The organism is Kitasatospora sp. NPDC087271 (genome assembly GCF_044744605.1).
Lineage (GTDB): Bacteria > Actinomycetota > Actinomycetes > Streptomycetales > Streptomycetaceae > Kitasatospora.
Genome location: NZ_JBIUYQ010000016.1, coordinates 33,205 through 55,388, shown reverse-complemented (window position 1 = coordinate 55,388; position 22,184 = coordinate 33,205). Strand labels below are relative to the sequence as shown.

Here is a 22,184-nt window from a genome sequence, read left to right as displayed (position 1 = left end):
CAGGCGGTTGGCCGAAATCACCCCTTTACGGCGATGTTCGGGGTGGGGCCGGACAGGCTCCCGGGCCAGGCTTCCCGCGGTACGGATCCGGCCCGGCGGTTGTGAGCGCACCGAGTAGGGGCACACCGCACAGGGGCACAGGCCGCGCCGGGGCGGCGGGCCGGACTGCAACAATGGCCCCATGTCCACCACACCCGCCACCCCCGGCACCACTGCCCTGGCCCCCGAGATCGCCGCGCGCCTCAAGCGCACCGAGGACGGCCTGCTCCCGGCGATCGCGCAGCAGTACGACACCGGCGAGGTGCTGATGCTGGGCTGGATGGACGACGAGGCGCTGCACCGCACGCTCACCACCGGCCGCTGCACCTACTGGAGCCGCAGCCGCCGCGAGTACTGGGTGAAGGGCGACACCTCCGGCCACGCCCAGGCGGTCAAGTCGGTGGCGCTGGACTGCGACGGCGACACCCTGCTGGTGAAGGTCGACCAGACCGGTGCCGCCTGCCACACCGGCGACCGCACCTGCTTCGACGCCGACGTGCTCCCGCTCGCCTGACCCCTCCGCCCACTCCTCCTGCCGGAACTCCAGAAGGTGCCGCTCGCCATGGATCTCGAAGCCTTCCGCAAGCTCGCCGTCGACACCCGGGTCATCCCGGTCACCCGCAGGCTCCTCGCGGACGGTCTCACCCCGATCGGCCTGTACCGCAGCCTCGCCGAGGAGCGGCCCGGCACCTTCCTGCTGGAGTCCGCCGAGCAGGGCCGCAGCTGGTCGCGCTACTCCTTCGTCGGCGTCCGCAGCGCCGCCGTCCTCACCGTCGGGGAGGACGGCGAGGCCCGCTGGCTGGGCACCCCGCCGGTCGGCATCCCGACCGGCGGCGACCCCTTGCAGGTGCTGCGCGCCGCGCTGGAGGCGCTGCACACCCCGCGCCGCGACGACGACGGCCTGCCGCCGCTCACCGGCGGCCTGGTCGGCTACCTGGGCTACGACGTCGTCCGCCGGCTGGAGAAGCTGCCCGACCTCAACCCGGACGACCTGCGGCTGCCCGAGCTGACCATGCTGCTCGCCACCGACCTCGCCGTGCTCGACCACGTCGACGGCACGGTGCTGCTGATCGCCAACGCCGTCAACCACAACGACCTCGCCAGCGGCGTGGACGAGGCCTACGCGGACGCGGTGGCCCGGCTGGACGCCATGGAGGCCGACCTGCTCAAGCCGGTCGACCCGGGCCTGGCCACCTTCACCCCGGCCGGGCCGGGCGAGGCCCGCTCCCCGTTCGGCGGCGCGCCGTACCGGGCGGCGGTGGAGGTGGTCAAGGAGCGGATCCGGGCCGGCGAGGCCTTCCAGGTCGTCCCTTCGCAGCGCTTCGAGGCGCCCTGCCCGGCCTCGGCGCTGGACGTCTACCGGGTGCTGCGCACGACCAACCCCAGCCCGTACATGTACCTGTTCCGCTTCCCGGGGCCGGACGGCACCGCCGAGGGCGGCTTCGACGTGGTCGGCTCCAGCCCGGAGGCGCTGGTCAAGGTGACCGGCGGCGAGGCGATGGTGCACCCGATCGCCGGGACGAGGCACCGCGGCGCCACCCCGCACGAGGACGCGGCGCTGGCCGCCGAGCTGCTCGCCGACCCCAAGGAGCGGGCCGAGCACCTGATGCTGGTCGACCTGGGCCGCAACGACCTGGGCCGGGTCTGCGAGCCGGGCAGCGTGGAGGTGGTCGACTTCATGCACATCGAGCGCTACAGCCACGTGATGCACATCGTCTCCACCGTCACCGGCCGGGTGGCGCCCGGGCGGACCGCCTTCGACGTGCTGACCGCCTGCTTCCCGGCCGGCACCCTGTCCGGCGCGCCCAAGCCCCGCGCGATGCGGATCATCGAGGAGCTGGAGCCCACCCGCCGCGGCCTGTACGGCGGCTGCGTCGGCTACCTGGACTTCGCCGGGGACTCCGACACCGCGATCGCGATCCGCACCGCCGTGCTGCGCGACGGCACCGCCTTCGTGCAGGCCGGCGCGGGCGTGGTCGCGGACTCCGACCCGCACGGGGAGGACACCGAGTGCCGCAACAAGGCGGCCGCCGTGCTGCGGGCCGTCGCCACCGCCAATACGCTGCGGACGCCGGAACTGTCGTAAGTCGTCAGTCGTACGTCGTCAGTGTCGTCAGTGTCGTCAGTCGTCAAGGGAGGCGGCCGGGATGTCCGAGGTGTCGCCCGACGAACTGCGGCGGGTGGTGGTGCTCGATGCGGCCGCCCAGATCGAGGACCAGTTGGGCGGGCACGGCCGGGTGCTGTCCGGCGCCGTGATCGACGCCCCGGCCGGGGCCCCCGACCTGATCCCCGACCTGACGGTGACCGCCCCGGGGGCGGAGCCCGACGGCCGGGGCCGGTACCCCCAGGGCGCCGTCGAGGCCGTCCTGGAGGTGGCCCGGTCGCACCTGGCCGCGGCGGCGCTGGCGTACGCGTGCAGCGGGATCCCGCTGTACGTGGTGGTCGACCCGGCGGCGGCGGCCTGCACCGTGCACACCGCGCCGTCCGTCGACGACGGGTACCGGGAGGCGGAGCGGGTTCCGTTCGGCAACGATCTCTTCCTGCCGCTCGCCGGGCGGACGCTGGTGCTGCGGACGGACGAGTTCCCGGCCGGGCCGCCCACCCCGGGTGCGGGGCCGGACGCCGGGCGGGGGATAGTGGACGGGTGAGCGCACCTGACCAGACCCCCGTACCCGCCCCGCCGGCCCCCGCGTCGGGCCGCCGGACGCTCGGCGTGATGCTCCTGCTGACCGTGCTGAGCGCCGTGCTGGTGCTCACGGCCGTCGGCCGGGTCTGGGCCGAGGGCCGGGCCGGCACCCTGGCGGTGTCCGTCTCCGGCGGCGCGATCTCCGAACTCCCTGGCGGGCTCGCCCTGGTGGGGCTCGCGGCGGCCGTCGCGGTGTTCGCGGTGCGCGGCGCGGGCCGGCTCGCGGTCGGCGCGCTGACCCTGCTGGCGGGCCTCGGCGCGGCCGCCGCCTCGGCCGCGGGCGCCGGGGACACCGCCGCGCTGGACGCCGAGGCGGCCCGCAAGTTGGCGCTGTCCGGCTCGGCGGCCACCGAGGTCGGCCACACCGGCTGGCCCTGGGTGGCGCTGGCCGGCGGGCTGCTGCTGGCCGTCGCCGGGCTGCTCACCCTCCGCTACGGCCGGAGCTGGCCGGCCATGGGCAGCCGCTACGAGGCGCCCACCCGCAAGGCCCCGGCGAAGAGCGACACCCCGGCCGACCTGTGGAAGGCGCTGGACCGGGGCGAGGACCCGACCACGGTCTGAGCGCGGAGTCTGAGCGCCGGCCTTGAGCGCCGGGCCCGGGCGGGCCCGGGCTTCGGGCCCCAGCGGGCCTCAGCAGCCCTCAACGGGCCCCGGCGCCGGTGTGACGCGATAGACCCGCCACCCGCTTTGGGCCGCCGGTGTGTGGCCCGGCACAATGGAACCCGTCAACCCGCCGGCGGCCCCGCAGGCCCGGCCGGGCCCCGAGAGGCTAGGAGCACCACTCAGATGGCAGCAGCAGCACACGGTCACACCACCGCCGCCTGGACCGGCGTGACCATCACGTTCATCGGTTTCGGGATCGCGGGGGTCGCGATGATCCTCCCGTCGGTGATGCTGGTCTGGGCCGGCATCGCGGTCATCCTGGCCGGCGGTGTGGTCGGCAAGGCCATGTCGATGGCGGGCATGGGCAAGCAGCCGAGCGCCAACGTGTACACCTCGCACGAGGAGCAGCGCGCGGCCCGGGCCGCCGTCGCCGCCTGACGACGGACTCCTCGCAGCAGTACGACTCGCAGGAGTACGACTCGCGGCAGTACCGACTTCGTAGCAGTACCGAACGGCGGGCGCGCCACGCCCGCCGTTTCGTTCTGTCCGGGCCCGGCCCGGGCAGAATCGGGGCGTGACCTCCGCCTCCACCACCTCCGCCCTGCCGCCCGTCCTGCGCCGGCTGGGTCCGCCGCTGGCCGCGCTGGCGGCGGTGGCCGTCCCCGCCGTCTACGTCGCCGCGGTGGACCCGAACACCCCCGGGCACTACCCCGACTGCCCCTTCCTGGCCGCCACCGGCTGGTGGTGCCCCGGCTGTGGGGGGCTGCGCTGCGTCCACGGGCTGGCCCACGGGGACTTCACCGGCGCGCTGCACGACAACGCCGCGGCCGTCCTGCTGTTCGGCGTCCTGGCGCTGCTGTGGCTGCGCTGGGCCTGGGCCGCGCTGACCGGCGGCGGGCCGCGGCCCAGGGCCCCGCTCGGGGCCCGGCGCTGGGTGCTGGTCCTCCTGCTGTTGCTGGTGTTCACGGTGGTGCGCAACCTGCCCGTCGGGGCGGGGCTGGCGCCCCTGCTGGTTTGATCGCCCGCGCCGACGGGTAGCGACCCGCGCGGGCTGGCGCACCGGTCCACAGCGGGGCCCGTACATCGGTCCACTTGGTCCGCACCGCACGTCCGGGCGGTGCCGGAGAACCGGTGAAACCGCAGTTGGGAGCCGCCCAGGGGGGCGTCCGGCACGCGAGACGCACACCGGGCGGATGCGCCCCGCGCCCCCGGGTGCCGATACCATCGAAGTGCCGCCGGGCCACCGCCCGGACGGCTCGTCGCCGGCGAACGAACAGAAATGTTGGGGGGCACTTCGCGTGAGCGAGCGAACCATTGACAGGTGCGTGTTGCGCGCAGCGCCTGCTGAGCGAAGCGAGGTGTGCGCATGAGTGTGCTCGACACGATCATCGAGGGGGTCCGTGAGGACCTCGCCGAACGGCAGGCCCGGGTCTCCCTGGACCAGCTGAAGGAACTCGCCGCCAAGGCCCCCGAGGCCAAGGACGGCGTCGCCGCGCTCAAGGGCGACGGGGTCCGGGTGATCTGCGAGGTGAAGCGCTCCAGCCCGTCCAAGGGCGCGCTGGCCGCGATCGCCGACCCGGCCGCCCTGGCGGGCGACTACGCGGCCGGCGGCGCCGCCGCGATCAGCGTGCTCACCGAGCAGCGCCGCTTCGGCGGCTCGCTGGCCGACCTGGACGCCGTCCGCGCGGCGGTGGACACCCCGCTGCTGCGCAAGGACTTCATCGTCACCGCCTACCAGCTGTGGGAGGCCCGCGCGCACGGCGCCGACCTCGCGCTGCTGATCGTCGCCGCCCTCGACCAGTCGGCCCTGGTGTCGCTGATCGAGCGGGCCGAGTCGATCGGCCTCACCCCGCTGGTCGAGGTGCACGACGAGGAGGAGATCAAGCGCGCGGTGGACGCCGGGGCGCGGATCATCGGCGTCAACGCCCGCAACCTCAAGACCCTTGAGGTGGACCGCAACACCTTCGGCAACGTCGTCCACGCCATCCCGGACAGCGTCGTCAAGATCGCCGAGTCCGGCGTGCGCGGCCCGCTGGACGTGATCTCCTACGCCAACCTGGGCGCCGACGCCGTCCTGGTCGGCGAGTCCCTGGTGACCGGCAAGGACCCGCGCGCCGCGGTCGCCGACCTGGTCGCGGCCGGCGCCCACCCCGCCGTCCGGCACAAGGACTGACCCGCCGACATGAAGATCGCCAGCCGCCTCGCCCCCGGTTGCCGCCCGCGCGGCTGCCGCGCGCCCGCACGCCGGGTGCTGGGGCGGCGGGTGCGCTACGTGATCGGCTGCGAGCCCGGGCAGGTGCCGGGCCGCCGATGGCGACGGACATCCGGCTGAGCCCAGCCACGAGACGTCCCTGTCGTCATCTCCCAAAGGACTCCACCATGTCCGACAAGTCCGCGAAGGACTACCTGCCCGGCGCCCAGGTGCCGGACGCCCGAGGCTACTTCGGTGCCTACGGCGGCCGCTTCATCCCCGAGGCGCTGGTCGCCGCCGTCGAGCAGGTCGCCGAGGAGTACGAGAAGGCCAAGGCCGACCCGGCCTTCGCCGCCGAACTCGACGGCCTGCTCAAGGACTACACCGGCCGCCCGAGCCCGCTGACCGACGTGCACCGCTTCTCCGCCGAGGCGGGCGGCGCGCGCGTCCTGCTCAAGCGCGAGGACCTCAACCACACCGGCTCGCACAAGATCAACAACGTGCTGGGCCAGGCCCTGCTCACCCGGCGGATGGGCAAGACCCGGATCATCGCCGAGACCGGTGCCGGCCAGCACGGCGTGGCCACCGCCACCGCCTGCGCCCTGTTCGGCTTCGACTGCACCATCTACATGGGCGAGGTCGACACCCAGCGCCAGGCGCTGAACGTGGCCCGGATGCGGATGCTCGGCGCCGAGGTGGTGTCCGTCACCTCCGGCAGCCGCACCCTCAAGGACGCCATCAACGAGGCGTTCCGCGACTGGGTCGCCAACGTGGACTCCACCCACTACCTGTTCGGCACCGTGGCCGGCCCGCACCCCTTCCCGATGATGGTCCGCGACTTCCACCGGGTCATCGGCGTCGAGGCCCGCCAGCAGGTGCTCGACCGCACCGGGCGGCTGCCCGACGCCGTCGTCGCCTGCGTCGGCGGCGGCTCCAACGCGATGGGCATCTTCCACGAGTTCATCCCCGACGCCGGCGTGCGCCTGATCGGCTGCGAGGCCGCCGGCGAGGGCGCCGACACCCCCAAGCACGCCGCCACCCTCACCAAGGGCGACCCCGGCGTGCTGCACGGCTCGCGCACCTACGTCCTCCAGGACGAGGACGGCCAGACCATCGAGTCGCACTCCATCTCCGCCGGCCTCGACTACCCGGGCGTCGGCCCGGAGCACGCCTGGCTGAAGGACACCGGACGGGCCGAGTACCGCCCCGTCACCGACGACGCCGCCATGCAGGCGCTGCGGCTGCTGTCCCGCACCGAGGGCATCATCCCGGCCATCGAGAGCGCCCACGCGCTGGCCGGCGCCCTGGAGCTGGGCCGCGAGCTCGGGCCCGAGGCCACCATCCTGGTCTCGCTCTCCGGGCGCGGCGACAAGGACATGCACACCGCGGCCGAGTACTTCGGCCTGTACGACGAGCCGGCCGGCGGTTCGGCCCACGACGCGGCCCACGGGGGTAAGTGACCATGGCATCGAAGCTCAGTGGCATCCTGGCGGCCGCCAAGGCCGAGGACCGCGCCGCGCTGATCGGCTACCTGCCGGGCGGCTTCCCGACCGTCGACGGCGGCATCCGGGCGATCAACGCGCTGATCGAGGGCGGCTGCGACATCGTCGAGGTCGGCCTGCCGCACTCCGACCCGGTGCTGGACGGCGCCGTCATCCAGACCGCCGACGACATCGCGCTGCGCGGCGGCGTGCGGATCAAGGACGTGCTGCGCACCGTCCAGGAGGTCGCCACCGCCCACCCCGAGGCGGCGGTGCTGGTGATGACGTACTGGAACCCGGTCGACCGCTACGGCACCGCGCGCTTCGCCGCCGACCTCGCGGCCGCGGGCGGCGCCGGCTGCATCCTGCCGGACCTGCCGGTGGAGGAGTCCGAGGAGTGGCGCAAGGCGGCGGACGAGCACGGGCTGGACACCGTGTTCGTGGTCGCCCCCAGCAGCAAGGACCCGCGCCTGGCCGAGGTCACCGCGGCCGGCAGCGGCTTCGTCTACGCGGCCGCCGTGATGGGCGTGACCGGGACCCGCGCCCAGGTCGGCTCGCTCGCCGAGGACCTGGTCGCCCGCACCCGGGCCACCACCGACCTGCCGGTCTGCGTCGGCCTCGGCGTCTCCACCCCCGAGCAGGCCGCCGAGGTGGCGGGCTTCGCCGACGGCGTGATCGTGGGCTCCGCGTTCGTGAAGCGGATCCTGGAGGCCGGCGACGACGAGGCGGCCGCGCTGGACGCGGTGCGCGCCCTGGCCGGCGAGCTGGCGGCGGGCGTCCGCCGGCGCTGACCCTCGTACCACCTGACGGCCCGTCGCTCCTTCCGGGGGCGGCGGGCCGTCGCGCTTGCGTGCGCCCGGCTCGCCGGGCGGCGGCGCTCGCGCGGCCCCGAACGGGTGAACAGCTACGGGCACACGCATCAGGCGGGGTTGACCGGCGTTGAGTGGAGGGACGAGTGCACGAACGAGGTGTACGGGGGTTGCCGAGCGAGCGAAGGAGTGAGCCGGTGCCGGGTCTCCATCGGGCCGTTCTGCTGCGGGCGGCCGCCGCCGCGCTGGCGCTCGGCGCCGCCGTCGGAGCGCACACCGAGGTGGGGCAGGCGCTGGCCAAGCGCGGTGCCGAGCGGGCCGTGCGGGACGCGTACGCCTGCGCCGAGGCGGCCCGCTGGGACGCCGCCGAACGGGCAGCCCACCCGCACCACGAGGGCCGCGCCGACCTGTTCGACCCCGGTCGCCCGCCCGGCTGCCGCTCCTGAGGGCCGCGCCGACCTGTTCGGCCCGGGGCGCCCGCCCGGCCTCCCGCCCGGTCACCGGCTCCTGAACGGACGTTCGCCGGATTCGGACACACCATCACCAGACGTCACCCATCCGGCTTAATTCCTGAATATGGAGGAACCGCCCTTCATCCCTTACGGTTCATCAGGAAGTGAACGAGTTTCCCGAGGGGGGTTCCCTGATGGCCGGCCCGGCAGCGCAGCCCGGTGACACGGCGCCCGCGCCGCCCGCCCGGAGGCCGGTGCCGGCCTGGAGTCCGTGGCTGGGCACCGTCGTCCGGCTCGGCCTCGCGGTGGTCTGGGGCTGGGCCGGCCTGGCCAAGATCGCCGACCCGGCGGAGGCCGCCCAGGCGGTCCGCGCCTACGAGATCCTGCCCGAGGGCCTGGTCAAGCCGGTCGGCTACGCCCTGCCCTTCCTGGAGCTGGCGCTCGCCCTGCTGCTGGTGATCGGCCTCGGCGTCCGGATCGTCGCCGGCGTCTCCGCGCTGCTGCTGCTCACCTTCATCGCCGGGATCGCCGCCGCCTGGGCGCGCGGCATCTCGATCGACTGCGGCTGCTTCGGCGGCGGCGGGCACGTCGACGCCTCGCAGACCGAGTACCTCCAGGAGATCCTGCGCGACACCGGGTTCCTCCTGCTGGCCGGGTGGCTGCTGTGGCGGCCCCGCACCAGGTTCTCGGCGGACGGCTGGCTGGCGAGCTGACCGGCCGGCCCCGCCGCACCCCCACCCCACCCCACGAAGGCCCTCCCCGATTGTGGATGTCAAGGCAATGAGCGAGAAGAACCGAGAAGGCAAGCGCACCGCCCGCGAGCGGATGCTGGAGCAGCGGGCGGCCGACGAGGCCACGTCCAGGCGCAGGAAGAAGCTGTTGGTGGGCGGCGCGGTGCTCGTGGTGATCGCCGCCGCCGTGGTCACCGGCGTCGTGGTGCAGAACCAGCGCTCCAAGCCGGAGACCCCGGTCGCCGCCCCCGCCGGGACGATCGGCGACAAGAACCTGGTCATCCCGGCCGGCTCGGCCAACGCCCCGGCCGTCCTCACCGTCTACGAGGACCCGCGCTGCCCGGCCTGCGGGATCTTCGAGCGCGAGTTCTCCTCGACCGTCGACCAGCTGGAAGACGCCGGCAAGATCTACACCAACTACCACATCGTGTCGTTCATCGACCGGGCCGTCCCGGGCAAGGGCTCCAAGGCCGGCGCCAACGCGCTGGCCTGCGCCCAGGACGCCGGGCACTTCCGGGACTTCCACGACGTGCTGTACCGCAACCAGCCGGACGAGACCAGCGACGCCTTCGGCGACAAGGCCGTCCTGATCAACCTCGCCAAGCAGGTCAACGGTCTCGACACGCCCGCCTTCCAGGCCTGCGTCAACGACAACAAGTACGGCGGATGGGTGTCGTCCGTGCAGCAGGACTTCGACAAGTCCAGCTACAAGTCCACCCCGACCGTGCTGCTCAACGGCCAGCCGATCTACCCCAAGAACGGCGCCGAGGAGATCACCCCGGCGAACCTGGTGAAGTGGGTCGACGCCGCCAACCAGGGCAAGCAGCTGGGCACCGCGGGCTCCAACGGGCAGACCCCGGCGCCCACCAGCACCGCCTCGGAGGCCAACAACCCGTCGCCGACCGCGGGCTGAGCCCCGCACACCGCCGGGTGACCGCCGCCGCCTCCTCCCCGTCCGGAGGGGGCGGCGGCGTCGTTCCCGGTGCCCGTTGTTCGGTATCTGTGACCCCGGGGGTGCCCAGCAGGGGCCGCAGACCCTGTAGCGTCGGAACCGCCATGGATATCGCCTACATTCCCAGCCCGTCGCGGGGCGTCCTGCACCTCGGACCGGTCCCGCTGCGCGCCTACGCCTTCTGCATCATCCTCGGTGTCGTCGTGGCCGTCTGGCTCGGCAGCAAGCGCTGGGTCGCCCGGGGCGGTGCCAAGCACACGGTCGGCGACATCGCCGTCTGGGCCGTGCCCTTCGGCCTGGTCGGCGGCCGGCTGTACCACGTGATCACCGACCACCAGCTGTACTTCGGGGCCGGCAAGAACCCCTGGAACGCCTTCAAGATCTGGGAGGGCGGCCTCGGCATCTGGGGCGCCGTCGCGCTCGGCGCGGTCGGGGCCTGGATCGGCTGCCGCCGCCGGGGCGTGCCGCTGCCCGCGTACGCGGACGCCATCGCGCCGGGCATCGCGCTCGCGCAGGCGATGGGCCGCTGGGGCAACTACTTCAACCAGGAGCTGTACGGCCGGCCGACCACGCTGCCGTGGGGCCTGGAGATCGACAAGACGCTGCCGGGCGGCGAGGTCGTCAAGGGCGTCTACCACCCGACCTTCCTGTACGAGTCGATCTGGTGCGTCGGGGTCGCGCTGCTGGTCATCTGGGCCGACCGCCGCTTCAAGCTGGGGCACGGCCGGGCCTTCGCGCTGTACGTGGCCGCGTACACGGTGGGCCGGTTCTGGACCGAGTGGCTGCGGATCGACGAGGCGCACGTCTACTTCGGCCTGCGGCTGAACGACTGGACGTCGATCGTGGTGTTCATCGGCGCCGTGGTCTACCTGGTGGTCGTCGGCAAGAAGCGGCCCGGCCGGGAGGACCCGGCGAGCATCGACCCGCTGGCCGACGAGGAGGGCGAGGCGCGGGGCCCGTCCGACAAGGCGGCGGCGTCCGAGAAGGCCGCGGTGTCCGGCAAGGCCGCGGTGTCCGAGAAGTCGGGCAGGGCCGAGAAGGCCGAGAAGGCCGGCAAGGCGGCTTCGGCGGAGAAGGCCGCCGGGAAGCCCGCGCCGTCCGAGAAGGTCGCCGGGGCCGGCGAGACCGCCGAACTGTCTCAGTCCACGGACGAGAAGGCGGACGCGGAGGCAGCCTCCGAAGCCGTCGAGAGCGCCGACACGAATGCCAAGAACCTGACCTGACCTGGGAGTTCCCCCCGCTTCGGCCGCCCGCGCGATGCTCGCGCAGGGCGGCCGAAGCGCTGTTCGGACAGCCTTACTTTGCTGGAAATGCGCAGGTCAGACGGTCTACGGTCGGGGCAGACGAATCGAACGGAGGGGAACTGCCGTGAGCGCGACCACCCTGGAGCCCGAGGCCGGGCACCACCCCCGCATACCCGCTGCCGGGCACCACCGGGACGTGAACGGAGGCTGGCTGCGGCCCGCCGTGTTCGGGGCGATGGACGGCCTGGTCTCCAACTTCGCGCTGATGACCGGCGTGGTCGGCGGCTCGGTGTCCAGCGGCACGGTGGTGCTGACCGGGCTCGCCGGGCTGGCGGCCGGCGCCTGCTCGATGGCGGCGGGGGAGTACACCTCGGTGGCCTCGCAGGCCGAGCTGGTGCAGGCCGAGATCGAGGCCGAGCGGCTGGAGCTGAGCCGCAACCCGCACGGCGAGCTGGCCGAGCTGGCGCAGCTGTACATCGCCCGCGGGGTGGAGCCGGACCTCGCCCACGAGGTGGCCCGGCAGCTGTCCGCCAATCCGGACCAGGCCCTGGAGATCCACGCCCGGGAGGAGCTGGGCATCGACCCGAACGACCTGCCGTCACCGTGGGTGGCCGCCGGGTCGTCCTTCGTCTGCTTCGCGGTGGGCGCGCTGCTGCCGCTGCTGCCGTACCTGCTGGGGGCGACCTCGCTGGTGCCGGCGCTGCTGCTGTCGGTGGTGGGGCTGTTCCTGTGCGGCGCGGTGGTGGCGCGGGTGACGGCGCGCAGCTGGTGGTTCAGCGGGCTGCGGCAGCTGGTGCTGGGCGGGGCGGCGGCCGGGGTGACGTACCTGCTGGGGTGGCTGATCGGCGGGCACGTCGGCTAGGCACCGGGGCGCCTGGGCCGTCGGCCGGCGTGTGTGACGACCCGGAGGAGTGCATGACTATGCCGGGCAGTGCGTGACGTTCCGCACACGGCTGCCGGGTGGCGCCTGGCCTAGTCTCACCATTCGGGCCTCGGGGCCGAGGATTCGCATCCGTGGGTGACCCCTCGGGATCGATTCACAGGCGTCCTTGATCGTCCCGTGTGGCGATCGGGTTTCGCCCCTGTTTCAGGCGGCCGACCGCCGGGCACAATCGAGGGGACGCGCATTGTGGCGCGTCCTCTCATTCCCCCCTTGACCTGCGGATCAGTCCGCCATGTGGACGAGATATTCCACTTCCCGGGATCTTGGGCATCATGTAACTTGCACGAAATCGCATCAGGGCCAACGTCGTCCCTCCTTGCACCACACAGCCGAAAGACGACGACGGGAGAGCCGATGCTGCCTGCATCCATGCACTCCGCCAACGAGCCCCAGGCCGGCGCAGCCCGCCAGCCGTACGCGCTCGTTCCGGATGCGCGACCTACCGCTCAGGGCCTGTACGACCCGCGAAACGAGCACGACGCCTGCGGCGTCGGTTTCGTCGCCACGCTGACCGGCATCGCCGACCACACCATCGTCGAACAGGCGCTGACCGTCCTGCGCAACCTGGAGCACCGCGGCGCCACCGGCGCCGAGCCGGACTCCGGTGACGGCGCCGGCATCCTCACCCAGATCCCGGACGCCTTCCTGCGCGGCAAGGTCGACTTCGAGCTCCCCGCCGCCGGCTCCTACGCGGTCGGCATCGCCTTCCTGCCCGACGCGGACGCCGCCGACGCGGACGCCGTCGCCCGGATCGAGGCCATCGCGGCCGAGGAGGACCTCACCGTCCTCGGCTGGCGCGACGTCCCCGTCACCCCGGACTTGCTCGGCGCCACCGCCCGCGGCGTCATGCCGCGCTTCCGGCAGCTCTTCCTCGCCAAGGAGGGCCTGGCCGGGATCGAGCTCGACCGGACCGCCTTCGTCGTCCGCAAGCGCTCCGAGCGCGAGGTCGGGGTCTACTTCCCGTCGCTGTCCGCGCGCACCATCGTCTACAAGGGCATGCTGACCACCGGCCAGCTGGAGCCCTTCTTCCCCGACCTGTCGGACCGCTCCTACGCCTCCGCCGTCGGCCTGGTGCACTCGCGCTTCTCCACCAACACCTTCCCGAGCTGGCCGCTCGCCCACCCGTACCGGTTCGTCGCCCACAACGGCGAGATCAACACGGTCAAGGGCAACCGCAACTGGATGAGCGCCCGCGAGTCCCAGCTCGCCACCGACCTCATCCCCGCCGACCGCAACGGCCGGGGCCTGGAGCGGATCTTCCCGGTCTGCACCCCGGAGCACTCCGACTCCGCGTCCTTCGACGAGGTCCTGGAGCTGCTCCACCTCGGCGGCCGCTCGCTGCCGCACTCGGTGCTGATGATGATCCCGGAGGCGTGGGAGAACCACGCCACCATGGACCCGGCCCGCCGGGCCTTCTACCAGTACCACTCCAACCTGATGGAGCCCTGGGACGGCCCGGCCTGCGTCACCTTCACCGACGGCACCCAGATCGGCGCCGTGCTCGACCGCAACGGCCTGCGCCCGGCCCGCTACTGGATCACCGAGGACGGCCTCGTCGTCCTCTCCTCCGAGGTCGGCGTGCTCGACATCGACCAGGAGAAGGTCGCCAAGAAGGGCCGCCTCCAGCCCGGCCGGATGTTCCTCGTCGACACCGCCGAGGGCCGCATCGTCGGGGACGAGGAGATCAAGTCCTCCCTCGCCGCCGAGCACCCCTACGCGGAGTGGGTCGCCGCCGGGCAGATCCAGCTCGCCAAGCTGCCCGAGCGCGAGCACATCTTCCACACCCACGCCTCGGTCACCCGCCGCCAGCAGACCTTCGGCTACACCGAGGAGGAGCTGCGGGTCATCCTCGCGCCGATGGCCAAGACCGGCGGCGAGGCGCTCGGCTCGATGGGCACCGACTCGCCGATCGCCGCGCTCAGCGAGAAGCCGCGCCTGCTCTTCGACTACTTCGTCCAGCTCTTCGCGCAGGTCACCAACCCGCCGCTGGACGCCATCCGCGAGGAGCTCGTCACCTCGCTGCTCAGCAACCTCGGCCCCGAGGGCAACCTGCTGGCCGCCGAGGCCGCCGCCTGCCGCTCGGTCGGCATCACCTTCCCGGTGATCGACAACGACGAGCTGGCCAAGCTCGTCCACATCAACCACGACGGCGACCAGCCCGGCCTCAAGGCCGTCACGCTCTCCGGCCTCTACAAGGTCGCCGCCGGCGGCCAGGGCCTGGCCGCCCGGCTGGCCGAGATCGCCGCCGAGGCCGACGCCGCGATCGCCGACGGCGCCCGGATCGTCGTGCTCTCCGACCGGCACTCCGACGCCGAGCACGCCCCGATCCCCTCGCTGCTGCTCACCTCCGCGATCCACCACCACCTCATCCGCACCAAGCAGCGCACCCAGGTGTCGCTGCTGGTCGAGGCCGGCGACGTCCGCGAGGTGCACCACGTCGCGCTGCTGATCGGCTACGGCGCCGGCGCCGTCAACCCGTACCTGGCCATGGAGTCCGTCGAGGACCTCGTCGCCCAGAAGGTGTTCATCCAGGGCGTCGAGCCCGAGAAGGCCATCAAGAACCTGATCAAGGCGCTCGGCAAGGGCGTGCTCAAGGTCATGTCCAAGATGGGCATCTCGACCGTCGCCTCCTACCGCGGCGCCCAGGTCTTCGAGGCCATCGGCCTCTCCCAGGAGCTGGTCGACGGCTACTTCGCCGGCACCACCACCAAGCTCGGCGGCATCGGCCTGGAGGAGATCGCCAAGGAGACCGCCGCCCGCCACGCCAAGGCCTACCCGGCCTCCGGCATCCCGGCCGCGCACCGCGCGCTGGAGATCGGCGGCGAGTACCAGTGGCGCCGCGAGGGCGAGCCGCACCTGTTCGACCCGGACACCGTCTTCCGGCTCCAGCACTCCACCCGCAACCGCCGGTACGACATCTTCAAGCAGTACACGGACCGGGTGAACGAGCAGTCCACCCGCCTGATGACGCTGCGCGGCCTGTTCCAGCTGGACGCCCTCGGCCGGACCCCGATCCCGGTCGAGGAGGTCGAGCCGGTCTCCGAGATCGTCAAGCGCTTCTCCACCGGCGCCATGTCGTACGGCTCCATCTCCCTGGAGGCGCACGAGACCCTCGCCATCGCGATGAACCGCCTCGGCGGCAAGTCCAACACCGGCGAGGGCGGCGAGGACCCGGACCGCCTGTACGACCCGCAGCGCCGCTCGGCCATCAAGCAGGTCGCCTCCGGCCGCTTCGGCGTCACCTCCGAGTACCTGGTCAACGCCGACGACATCCAGATCAAGATGGCCCAGGGCGCCAAGCCCGGCGAGGGCGGCCAGCTGCCCGGCCACAAGGTCTACCCGTGGGTCGCCAAGACCCGGCACTCCACCCCGGGTGTCGGCCTGATCTCGCCGCCGCCGCACCACGACATCTACTCGATCGAGGACCTGGCGCAGCTCATCCACGACCTCAAGAACGCCAACCCGGCCGCCCGCATCCACGTGAAGCTGGTGTCCGAGGTCGGCGTCGGCACGGTCGCCGCGGGCGTCTCCAAGGCGCACGCCGACGTGGTGCTGGTCTCCGGGCACGACGGCGGCACCGGCGCCTCCCCGCTGACCTCGCTGAAGCACGCGGGCGGCCCCTGGGAGCTCGGCCTCGCCGAGACCCAGCAGACCCTGCTGCTCAACGGCCTGCGCGACCGCATCGTCGTGCAGACCGACGGCCAGCTCAAGACCGGCCGTGACGTCGTCATCGCCGCGCTGCTCGGCGCCGAGGAGTTCGGCTTCGCCACCGCGCCGCTGGTCGTCTCCGGTTGCATCATGATGCGCGTCTGCCACCTGGACACCTGCCCGGTCGGCGTCGCCACCCAGAACCCGGTGCTGCGCGAGCGCTTCTCCGGCAAGCCCGAGTTCGTGGTCAACTTCTTCGAGTTCATCGCCGAGGAGGTCCGGGAGATCCTCGCCGAGCTGGGCTTCCGCACGATCGAGGAGGCCGTCGGCCACGCCGAGCACATTAACGCGGCCGCCGCCGTCGACCACTGGAAGGCCGCCGGGCTCGACCTGGCCCCGCTCTTCCACGTCCCGCAGCTGCCCGAGGGCGCGGCCCGCCACCGCACCACCTCCCAGGACCACGCGCTCGACAAGGCCCTGGACAACCAGCTGATCACGCTCGCCGAGGACGCCCTGGAGCGCGGCGAGACCGTCCGCATCCAGCTGCCGATCCGCAACGTCAACCGCACCGTCGGCACCATGCTCGGCCACGAGGTGACCAAGCGCTACCGCGGCGAGGGCCTGCCCGAGGGCACTATCGACGTCACCTTCACCGGCTCCGCCGGGCAGTCCTTCGGCGCCTTCGTGCCGCGCGGCGTGATCCTGCGGCTGGAGGGCGACGCCAACGACTACGTCGGCAAGGGCCTCTCCGGCGGTGTCGTGATCGTCCGCCCGGCCCGCGACGCCGCGGCCATCGGCAACGACGCGCAGAACCACGTCATCGCCGGCAACACCATCGGCTACGGCGCCACCTCCGGCCGGATCCACCTGCGCGGCAAGGCCGGCGAGCGCTTCGCGGTCCGCAACTCCGGCGCCACCCTGGTCGTCGAGGGCGTGGGCGACCACGGCCTGGAGTACATGACCGGCGGCCGGGTCGTCATCCTCGGCGAGACCGGGCGCAACCTGGCGGCCGGCATGTCCGGCGGCATCGCCTACGTCCTGGACCTGCGCCCCGCGAACGTCAACGACGGCCTGGTGGGCATCGAGGCCCCCTCCGCCGCCGACCGCGACTGGCTGCGCGAGACCGTGCAGCAGCACTACGAGGAGACCGGCTCCACCGTCGCCGCCGAACTCCTGGCCGACTGGGGCAGCGGGGTCTCCCGCTTCTCCACGATCATGCCGACCGACTACAAGGCCGTGCTCGCCGCCAAGGACGCCGCTGAGCGCGATGGCCTCTCCGAGGCCGAGACCACTCGCAAGATGATGGAGGCGGCTAATGGCTGACCCCAAGGGCTTCCTGACCACGCCCAAGCAGCTGGCCGAGCGGCGCCCCGTCGACGTGCGCCTGCGGGACTGGAACGAGGTCTACGTCGAGCGCAGCCTCCTGCCGATCATCACCGAGCAGGCCGGCCGCTGCATGGACTGCGGCATCCCGTTCTGCCACAACGGCTGCCCGCTCGGGAACCTCATCCCCGAGTGGAACGACCTCGCCTACCGGGACGACTTCGTCGGCGCGATCGAGCGGCTGCACGCGACCAACAACTTCCCGGAGTTCACCGGCCGCCTCTGCCCGGCGCCCTGCGAGTCGGCCTGCGTGCTCGGCATCAACCAGGACGCGGTGACCATCAAGAACGTCGAGGTCACCATCATCGACAAGGCCTGGGACCGCGGCGGCGTCACGCCGCAGGTCCCGGAGCGGCTGTCCGGCAAGACCGTCGCCGTCGTCGGCTCCGGCCCGGCCGGCCTGGCCGTCGCCCAGCAGCTCACCCGGGCCGGGCACACCGTCGTCGTGTACGAGCGCGCCGACCGCGTCGGCGGCCTGCTGCGCTACGGCATCCCCGAGTTCAAGATGGAGAAGCGCCACATCAACCGCCGCGTCGAGCAGATGCGCGCGGAGGGCACCCGCTTCCGCACCGGCGTGCACGTCGGCGAGGACATCACCGGCCAGCAGCTGCGCGAGCGCTTCGACGCCGTCGTCGTCGCCGCCGGCGCCACCACCGCGCGCGACCTGGCGGTGCCCGGGCGCGAGCTCAAGGGCGTCCACCAGGCCATGGAGTACCTGCCGCTGGCCAACAAGGTGCAGGAGGGCGACTTCGTCGAGTCGCCGATCAGCGCCAAGGGCAAGCACGTCGTCGTCATCGGCGGCGGCGACACCGGCGCCGACTGCGTCGGCACCGCCCACCGCCAGGGCGCGGCCTCCGTCACCCAGCTGGAGATCATGCCGCGGCCCTCCGAGGAACGCCCCGGCCACCAGCCCTGGCCGACCATGCCGATGACCTACAAGGTCACCTCCGCGCACGAGGAGGGCGGCGAGCGGATCTACTCCGTGAACACCACCCACTTCACCGGCTCCGCCCCCGAAGAGGGACAGACGGTCGGCAACGTCCAGGAGCTGCACCTCGTCGAGGTCGAGTTCAAGGACGGCCGCTTCGAGCCCGTCCCCGGCACCGAGCGGGCCATCCCGGCGCAGCTCGTCACCCTGGCCATGGGCTTCACCGGCACCGACGTCCGCAACGGCCTGGTCGAGCAGCTCGGCGTGGACCTGGACGCGCGCGGTAACATTGGCCGCGACGGCCGGTTCGCCACCAATGTCGATGGCGTGTACGTCTGCGGAGACGCCGGCCGCGGTCAGTCGCTGATCGTCTGGGCCATCGCGGAAGGCCGCTCGGCCGCAGCCGCGGTGGACAAGTACCTCGGCGGCAAGACCCCACTGCCGGCCCCGATCCGTCCCACCGACCGCCCGCTGGTCGTCTGACGGGCCGACCGGCCCCCTGAACCCCCGGTGCCGCATCGCCGGGAGCTCAACCCGCTGCCCCCGCCAGCGTCGCCGGGCCAACGCGGTCTCCTGGCGCCTGCCCTCTTCCCCGACCAGTTGGAGGGCGGGCGCCGTCGCGTTCCCCCGGGCGGTCCGCCGCCTTACCCCGAAGATGGCAGGCCAGTCAAGGGTCGTGTCAACTCTCAGACATTTCCCAGGACTTGGGTCTACCGTAGGCCCGTTCCGGACGCCGCGCGGGAGGGCCTGACCGGACGGACTGTTGTTCGTCGGTACCAGGTGGCAGACTGCCGCCGACGGCCGGGGGGCTGCTGCGCGAGTGCGGAGGTTGACGCGATGAGCACGACTCAGACAAGCGGAGGCGCCACGGTACGGCGACTGCTGCTCGGCACCCAGCTGCGCAAGCTCCGCGAGGCCAGGGGCGTCAGTCGCGAGGAGGCCGGCTACTCGATCCGCGCCTCCGAGTCCAAGATCAGCCGGATGGAACTCGGCCGGGTCGGCTTCAAGGAACGCGACGTCGCCGACCTGCTCACCCTGTACGGCGTCGAGGCCGAGCAGGAGCGCGCCACCGTCCTCGGACTCGTCCGGGACGCCAACGCCACCTCCTGGTGGCACGAGTACGGCGACGTGCTGCCCGCCTGGTTCCAGAACTACGTCGGCCTGGAAGAAGCCGTCGCCGAGATCCGCAGCTACGAGGTCCAGTTCGTCCACGGGCTGCTCCAGACCGCCGACTACGCCCGCGCCGTCATCGCCGCCGGCGGCCACGTCACCGACCCCGGCGAGATCGAACGCCGCGTCGAGGTCCGGCTCAAACGCCAGGCCCTGCTCACCGCCGAGAGCGGCCCCCGCTTGCTCGCGATCCTCGACGAGGCCGCGCTGCGCCGCCCCTGGGGCGGCCCCGAGCTGATGCGCAACCAGATCGACCGGCTGCTCGAACTCGGCGAACTGCCCAACGTCCGGCTCCGGGTGCTGCCGCTGGGCTGCACCGGGCTGAGCGCCGAGAGCGGCGCCTTCACCGTGCTCGGCTTCGCCGAACCCGAACTCGCCGACGTCGTCTACGTCGAACAGTTCACCACCGCGCTCTACCTCGACAAGCCGGCCGAGGTCGCCGAGTACCGCCACGCCATGGAAGGGCTGCTCGCCGACAGCCTCGACCCCGAACAGACCCGGCAGCTCCTGTACTCCGTACGCCAAGAGCTCTGAGACGTCAGTACGATGATGCCCAATCAGACCGGGCCGTAGCGGCTCGCCCGCCGACGTTCCCCGAACCGGCACGAGAGGGATCAGATGTCGTACTTCTCCGAGTTGGCGCTGCAGTACATCGACGGCGAATGGTGCAGCGGCAGCGGCTCCTGGGACATCGTCGACGTCGACCCCTACACCGGCGACAAGCTCGCCACCATCACCGTCGCCACCGTCGCCGAGGTCGACCGGGCCTACCGGGCCGCCGAACGGGCCCAGAAGCAGTGGGCCGCCACCACCCCCTACGCCCGCCGGCTCGTCTTCGAACGCGTGCTGCGCCTGGTCGAGGAGCGCGAGGAGGAGATCACCCGCGCCATCATGGCCGAGCTCGGCGGCACCGCGCTCAAGGCCGCCTTCGAGCTCTCCCTGGTCAAGGACATGCTGCGGGACTGCCTGCGGGTGTCCCTGGGTCTGGAGGGCCGGCTGCTGCCCTCGATCACGCAGGGCCAGGAGAACCGCCTCTACCGGCTGCCGGTCGGCGTCGTCGGCGTGATCAGCCCGTTCAACTTCCCGCTGTACCTCTCGATCAAGGCCGTCGCCCCCGCCCTCGCACTCGGCAACGGCGTGGTGCTCAAGCCGCACCAGGAGACCCCGATCGTCGGCGGCACCCTGATCGCCCGGCTCTTCGAGGAGGCGGGCCTGCCGGCCGGGCTGTTCAACGTCGTGGTCACCGACATCGCCGAGATCGGCGACGCCTTCATCGAGCACCCGGTGCCCAAGGTCATCGCCTTCACCGGCTCCGACCGGATCGGCCGGCACGTCGCCACCGTCGCCGCCGCCAACTTCAAGCGCACCGTGCTCGAACTCGGCGGCAACAGCGCGCTGATCGTGCTCGACGACGCCGACCTCGACTACGCCGTGGACGCCGCCGTGTTCAGCCGCTTCGCCCACCAGGGCCAGGTCTGCATGGCCGCCAACCGCATCCTCGTCGACCGCTCCGTCGAGGCCGAGTTCACCGCCAAGTTCGTCGCGAAGGTCTCCTCGCTCACCGTCGGCGACCCCAAGGACCCGGCCACCCAGATCGGCCCGCTGATCAACCCCGTCCAGGCCGACACCATCACCGCCCAGGTCGACCAGGCCATCGCCGCCGGCGCCACCGCACTGCTGCGCGGCACCACGGTCGGCAGCCTGATGGAGCCCGTCGTCCTCACCGGCCTGGCCGAGGACGCGCCGATCCTCCAGCGCGAACTCTTCGGCCCGGTCGTCCTCGTGGTGCCCTTCGACGGCGAGGACGAGGCCGTCCGGCTCGCCAACGACAGCCCCTTCGGGCTCAGCGGCGCGGTGCACACCGGCGACGTCGAGCGCGGCGTCCGGGTCGCGCACCGGATCGAGACCGGCATGATCCACGTCAACGGCGGGACCATCGCCGACGAGCCGGCGGTGCCGTTCGGCGGGGAGAAGAACTCCGGCATCGGGCGGCTCAACGGGGAGTCCACGGTGGACGCGTTCACCACCGTGAAGTGGATCTCCGTCCAGCACGGGCGCACCGCCTTCCCGTTCTGAGCGGTGCCGTTCCGGGCGTTTCTGTTCCGGGTGTTTCTGTTCTGACGGTGCCGCCTCGGGCGGTGCGGGTCGCCCGGCGGCAGCCGCCGGGCGACCTGATCGGTCAGGCCGGGTAACGGATGAGACCGTCGGTGGCGAGCTCGAAGCCGAAGGGGGCGGGGACCGGCACCCGGTCGCCGAAGCTGCCGGTCCAGCGTTGGCGGTAGGCGCCGTCGGAGGGCTCGGAGTAGAGGGTGATGTCGCCCTCGCGCGGATCGATCAGCAGGTACAGCGGGATCCGCATCTGCGGGTAGTCGCGCACCTTGCCGACCAGGTCGTTCTCCGGGTTCGACGGCGAGACGATCTCCACCGCGATCGCCGCCTCCTCGGCCGGCACCTCGTTGCCGCCCAGTTCGACGACCGAGATCGGGATGTAGGTCAGGTCGGGGTTGCGCAGCTTGCCCACGTTCGGCGACGCCAGATCGGTGTTCTCGCTCGGCATCAGGTCGGACGGGCGGCGCGCGTCGAACTGCTCGCGGACGAGCAGCAGGTTGCGCTGGTGGATCACCGATGGGCCGGCCATCATGATGATCTCGTCGCCGGAGATCTCGATCTTCCACCCGGCCGGAGGCGTCAGGCTCTGCGCGTAGGCCAGCAGCCGCGCGTGGCGCCCTGGGATCTGGAACTCGCTCATGGCCCCATTCTTCCACTGCGAACAGCACGAAGGCCGTCGGGGGGGGGCGGGGGGGGGCCCCCCCCCCGCCGCGGGGGGGGGGGGGGCCAACACCCGCCGGGCGGGGCGCCCCCCGCGCCCCGACGAGGGGGAACAGAGGGCCCGGGGCCTTACGCCCCAGGGCAGGACCCCCGCG

The 22,184-nt window shown here is 72.6% G+C and carries 20 protein-coding genes; 19 read left to right on the top strand and 1 reads right to left on the bottom strand.

Features of this window, described 5'->3' with window-relative positions; translation table 11 throughout:
- Nucleotides 1-181: 181 nt before the first annotated feature.
- The 19 genes from hisI to ACIO9K_RS24905 all read left to right on the top strand — a co-directional run bounded on the left by hisI (nt 182) and on the right by ACIO9K_RS24905 (nt 21,336).
- Nucleotides 182-553 carry a phosphoribosyl-AMP cyclohydrolase gene (hisI, locus tag ACIO9K_RS24995; RefSeq protein WP_063347172.1) on the top strand — a complete coding sequence of 124 codons (372 nt, stop codon included), beginning with the start codon at nt 182-184 and terminating at the stop codon, nt 551-553.
- Nucleotides 554-601: 48 nt separating this feature from the next.
- A complete protein-coding gene (locus tag ACIO9K_RS24990) occupies nt 602-2,125 on the top strand; it encodes an anthranilate synthase component I (RefSeq protein ID WP_363582808.1) in 1,524 nt (507 codons plus the stop codon).
- A 61-nt stretch (nt 2,126-2,186) separates the two neighbouring features.
- Nucleotides 2,187-2,687, top strand: coding sequence for a Uma2 family endonuclease (locus ACIO9K_RS24985; protein WP_363618930.1), 501 nt, complete (start codon nt 2,187-2,189; stop codon nt 2,685-2,687).
- A complete protein-coding gene (locus ACIO9K_RS24980; RefSeq protein ID WP_371516596.1) occupies nt 2,684-3,286 on the top strand; it encodes a TIGR02234 family membrane protein in 603 nt (200 codons plus the stop codon). Before ACIO9K_RS24985 ends, ACIO9K_RS24980 begins: the two co-directional genes overlap by 4 nt.
- 225 nt (nt 3,287-3,511) lie before the next feature.
- Nucleotides 3,512-3,766: an HGxxPAAW family protein gene (locus tag ACIO9K_RS24975; protein WP_350885707.1), complete on the top strand. Its 255-nt coding sequence runs from the start codon at nt 3,512-3,514 to the stop codon at nt 3,764-3,766.
- A 136-nt stretch (nt 3,767-3,902) separates the two neighbouring features.
- Entirely contained in the window at nt 3,903-4,346 is a 444-nt protein-coding gene (locus ACIO9K_RS24970) for a DUF2752 domain-containing protein (protein ID WP_400333242.1), read from the top strand.
- Nucleotides 4,347-4,694: 348 nt separating this feature from the next.
- Nucleotides 4,695-5,501, top strand: a complete 807-nt coding sequence (trpC, locus tag ACIO9K_RS24965; RefSeq protein WP_363618933.1) for an indole-3-glycerol phosphate synthase TrpC — start codon at nt 4,695-4,697, stop codon at nt 5,499-5,501.
- Between the two features lie 9 nt (nt 5,502-5,510).
- Nucleotides 5,511-5,660: a tryptophan biosynthesis modulator TrpM gene (trpM, locus tag ACIO9K_RS24960; RefSeq protein ID WP_400333239.1), complete on the top strand. Its 150-nt coding sequence runs from the start codon at nt 5,511-5,513 to the stop codon at nt 5,658-5,660.
- Nucleotides 5,661-5,707: 47 nt separating this feature from the next.
- Nucleotides 5,708-6,979: a tryptophan synthase subunit beta gene (gene trpB, locus ACIO9K_RS24955; protein WP_350885701.1), complete on the top strand. Its 1,272-nt coding sequence runs from the start codon at nt 5,708-5,710 to the stop codon at nt 6,977-6,979.
- 2 nt (nt 6,980-6,981) lie between these two features.
- Nucleotides 6,982-7,791 carry a tryptophan synthase subunit alpha gene (gene trpA, locus ACIO9K_RS24950; RefSeq protein ID WP_363582796.1) on the top strand — a complete coding sequence of 270 codons (810 nt, stop codon included), beginning with the start codon at nt 6,982-6,984 and terminating at the stop codon, nt 7,789-7,791.
- Between the two features lie 215 nt (nt 7,792-8,006).
- Nucleotides 8,007-8,255, top strand: a complete 249-nt coding sequence (locus ACIO9K_RS24945) for a hypothetical protein (RefSeq protein WP_350885697.1) — start codon at nt 8,007-8,009, stop codon at nt 8,253-8,255.
- 200 nt (nt 8,256-8,455) lie between these two features.
- The gene (locus tag ACIO9K_RS24940; protein WP_363618934.1) at nt 8,456-8,974 is read left to right on the top strand and encodes a MauE/DoxX family redox-associated membrane protein; all 519 of its coding nucleotides are present in this window, start codon (nt 8,456-8,458) and stop codon (nt 8,972-8,974) included.
- A 67-nt stretch (nt 8,975-9,041) separates the two neighbouring features.
- Nucleotides 9,042-9,905: a thioredoxin domain-containing protein gene (locus tag ACIO9K_RS24935; protein ID WP_363582792.1), complete on the top strand. Its 864-nt coding sequence runs from the start codon at nt 9,042-9,044 to the stop codon at nt 9,903-9,905.
- 143 nt (nt 9,906-10,048) lie between these two features.
- Entirely contained in the window at nt 10,049-11,167 is a 1,119-nt protein-coding gene (gene lgt / locus ACIO9K_RS24930) for a prolipoprotein diacylglyceryl transferase (protein WP_400333235.1), read from the top strand.
- Nucleotides 11,168-11,327: 160 nt separating this feature from the next.
- Nucleotides 11,328-12,050 carry a VIT1/CCC1 transporter family protein gene (locus ACIO9K_RS24925; protein WP_363583022.1) on the top strand — a complete coding sequence of 241 codons (723 nt, stop codon included), beginning with the start codon at nt 11,328-11,330 and terminating at the stop codon, nt 12,048-12,050.
- A gap of 450 nt (nt 12,051-12,500) precedes the next feature.
- Complete coding sequence (gene gltB / locus ACIO9K_RS24920) at nt 12,501-17,102, top strand: glutamate synthase large subunit (protein WP_400333444.1); 4,602 nt, start codon at nt 12,501-12,503, stop codon at nt 17,100-17,102.
- Entirely contained in the window at nt 17,095-18,573 is a 1,479-nt protein-coding gene (locus ACIO9K_RS24915) for a glutamate synthase subunit beta (protein ID WP_363582788.1), read from the top strand. Before gltB ends, ACIO9K_RS24915 begins: the two co-directional genes overlap by 8 nt.
- A 354-nt stretch (nt 18,574-18,927) precedes the next feature.
- Nucleotides 18,928-19,794 carry a helix-turn-helix transcriptional regulator gene (locus tag ACIO9K_RS24910; RefSeq protein WP_363618935.1) on the top strand — a complete coding sequence of 289 codons (867 nt, stop codon included), beginning with the start codon at nt 18,928-18,930 and terminating at the stop codon, nt 19,792-19,794.
- 84 nt (nt 19,795-19,878) lie between these two features.
- The gene (locus tag ACIO9K_RS24905; protein WP_363618936.1) at nt 19,879-21,336 is read left to right on the top strand and encodes an aldehyde dehydrogenase family protein; all 1,458 of its coding nucleotides are present in this window, start codon (nt 19,879-19,881) and stop codon (nt 21,334-21,336) included.
- Nucleotides 21,337-21,439: 103 nt separating this feature from the next.
- Here the strand turns inward: ACIO9K_RS24905 and ACIO9K_RS24900 are convergent, their stop codons facing one another.
- Nucleotides 21,440-22,009 carry a Uma2 family endonuclease gene (locus ACIO9K_RS24900; protein ID WP_400333230.1) on the bottom strand — a complete coding sequence of 190 codons (570 nt, stop codon included), beginning with the start codon at nt 22,007-22,009 and terminating at the stop codon, nt 21,440-21,442.
- Nucleotides 22,010-22,184 lie beyond the last annotated feature (175 nt).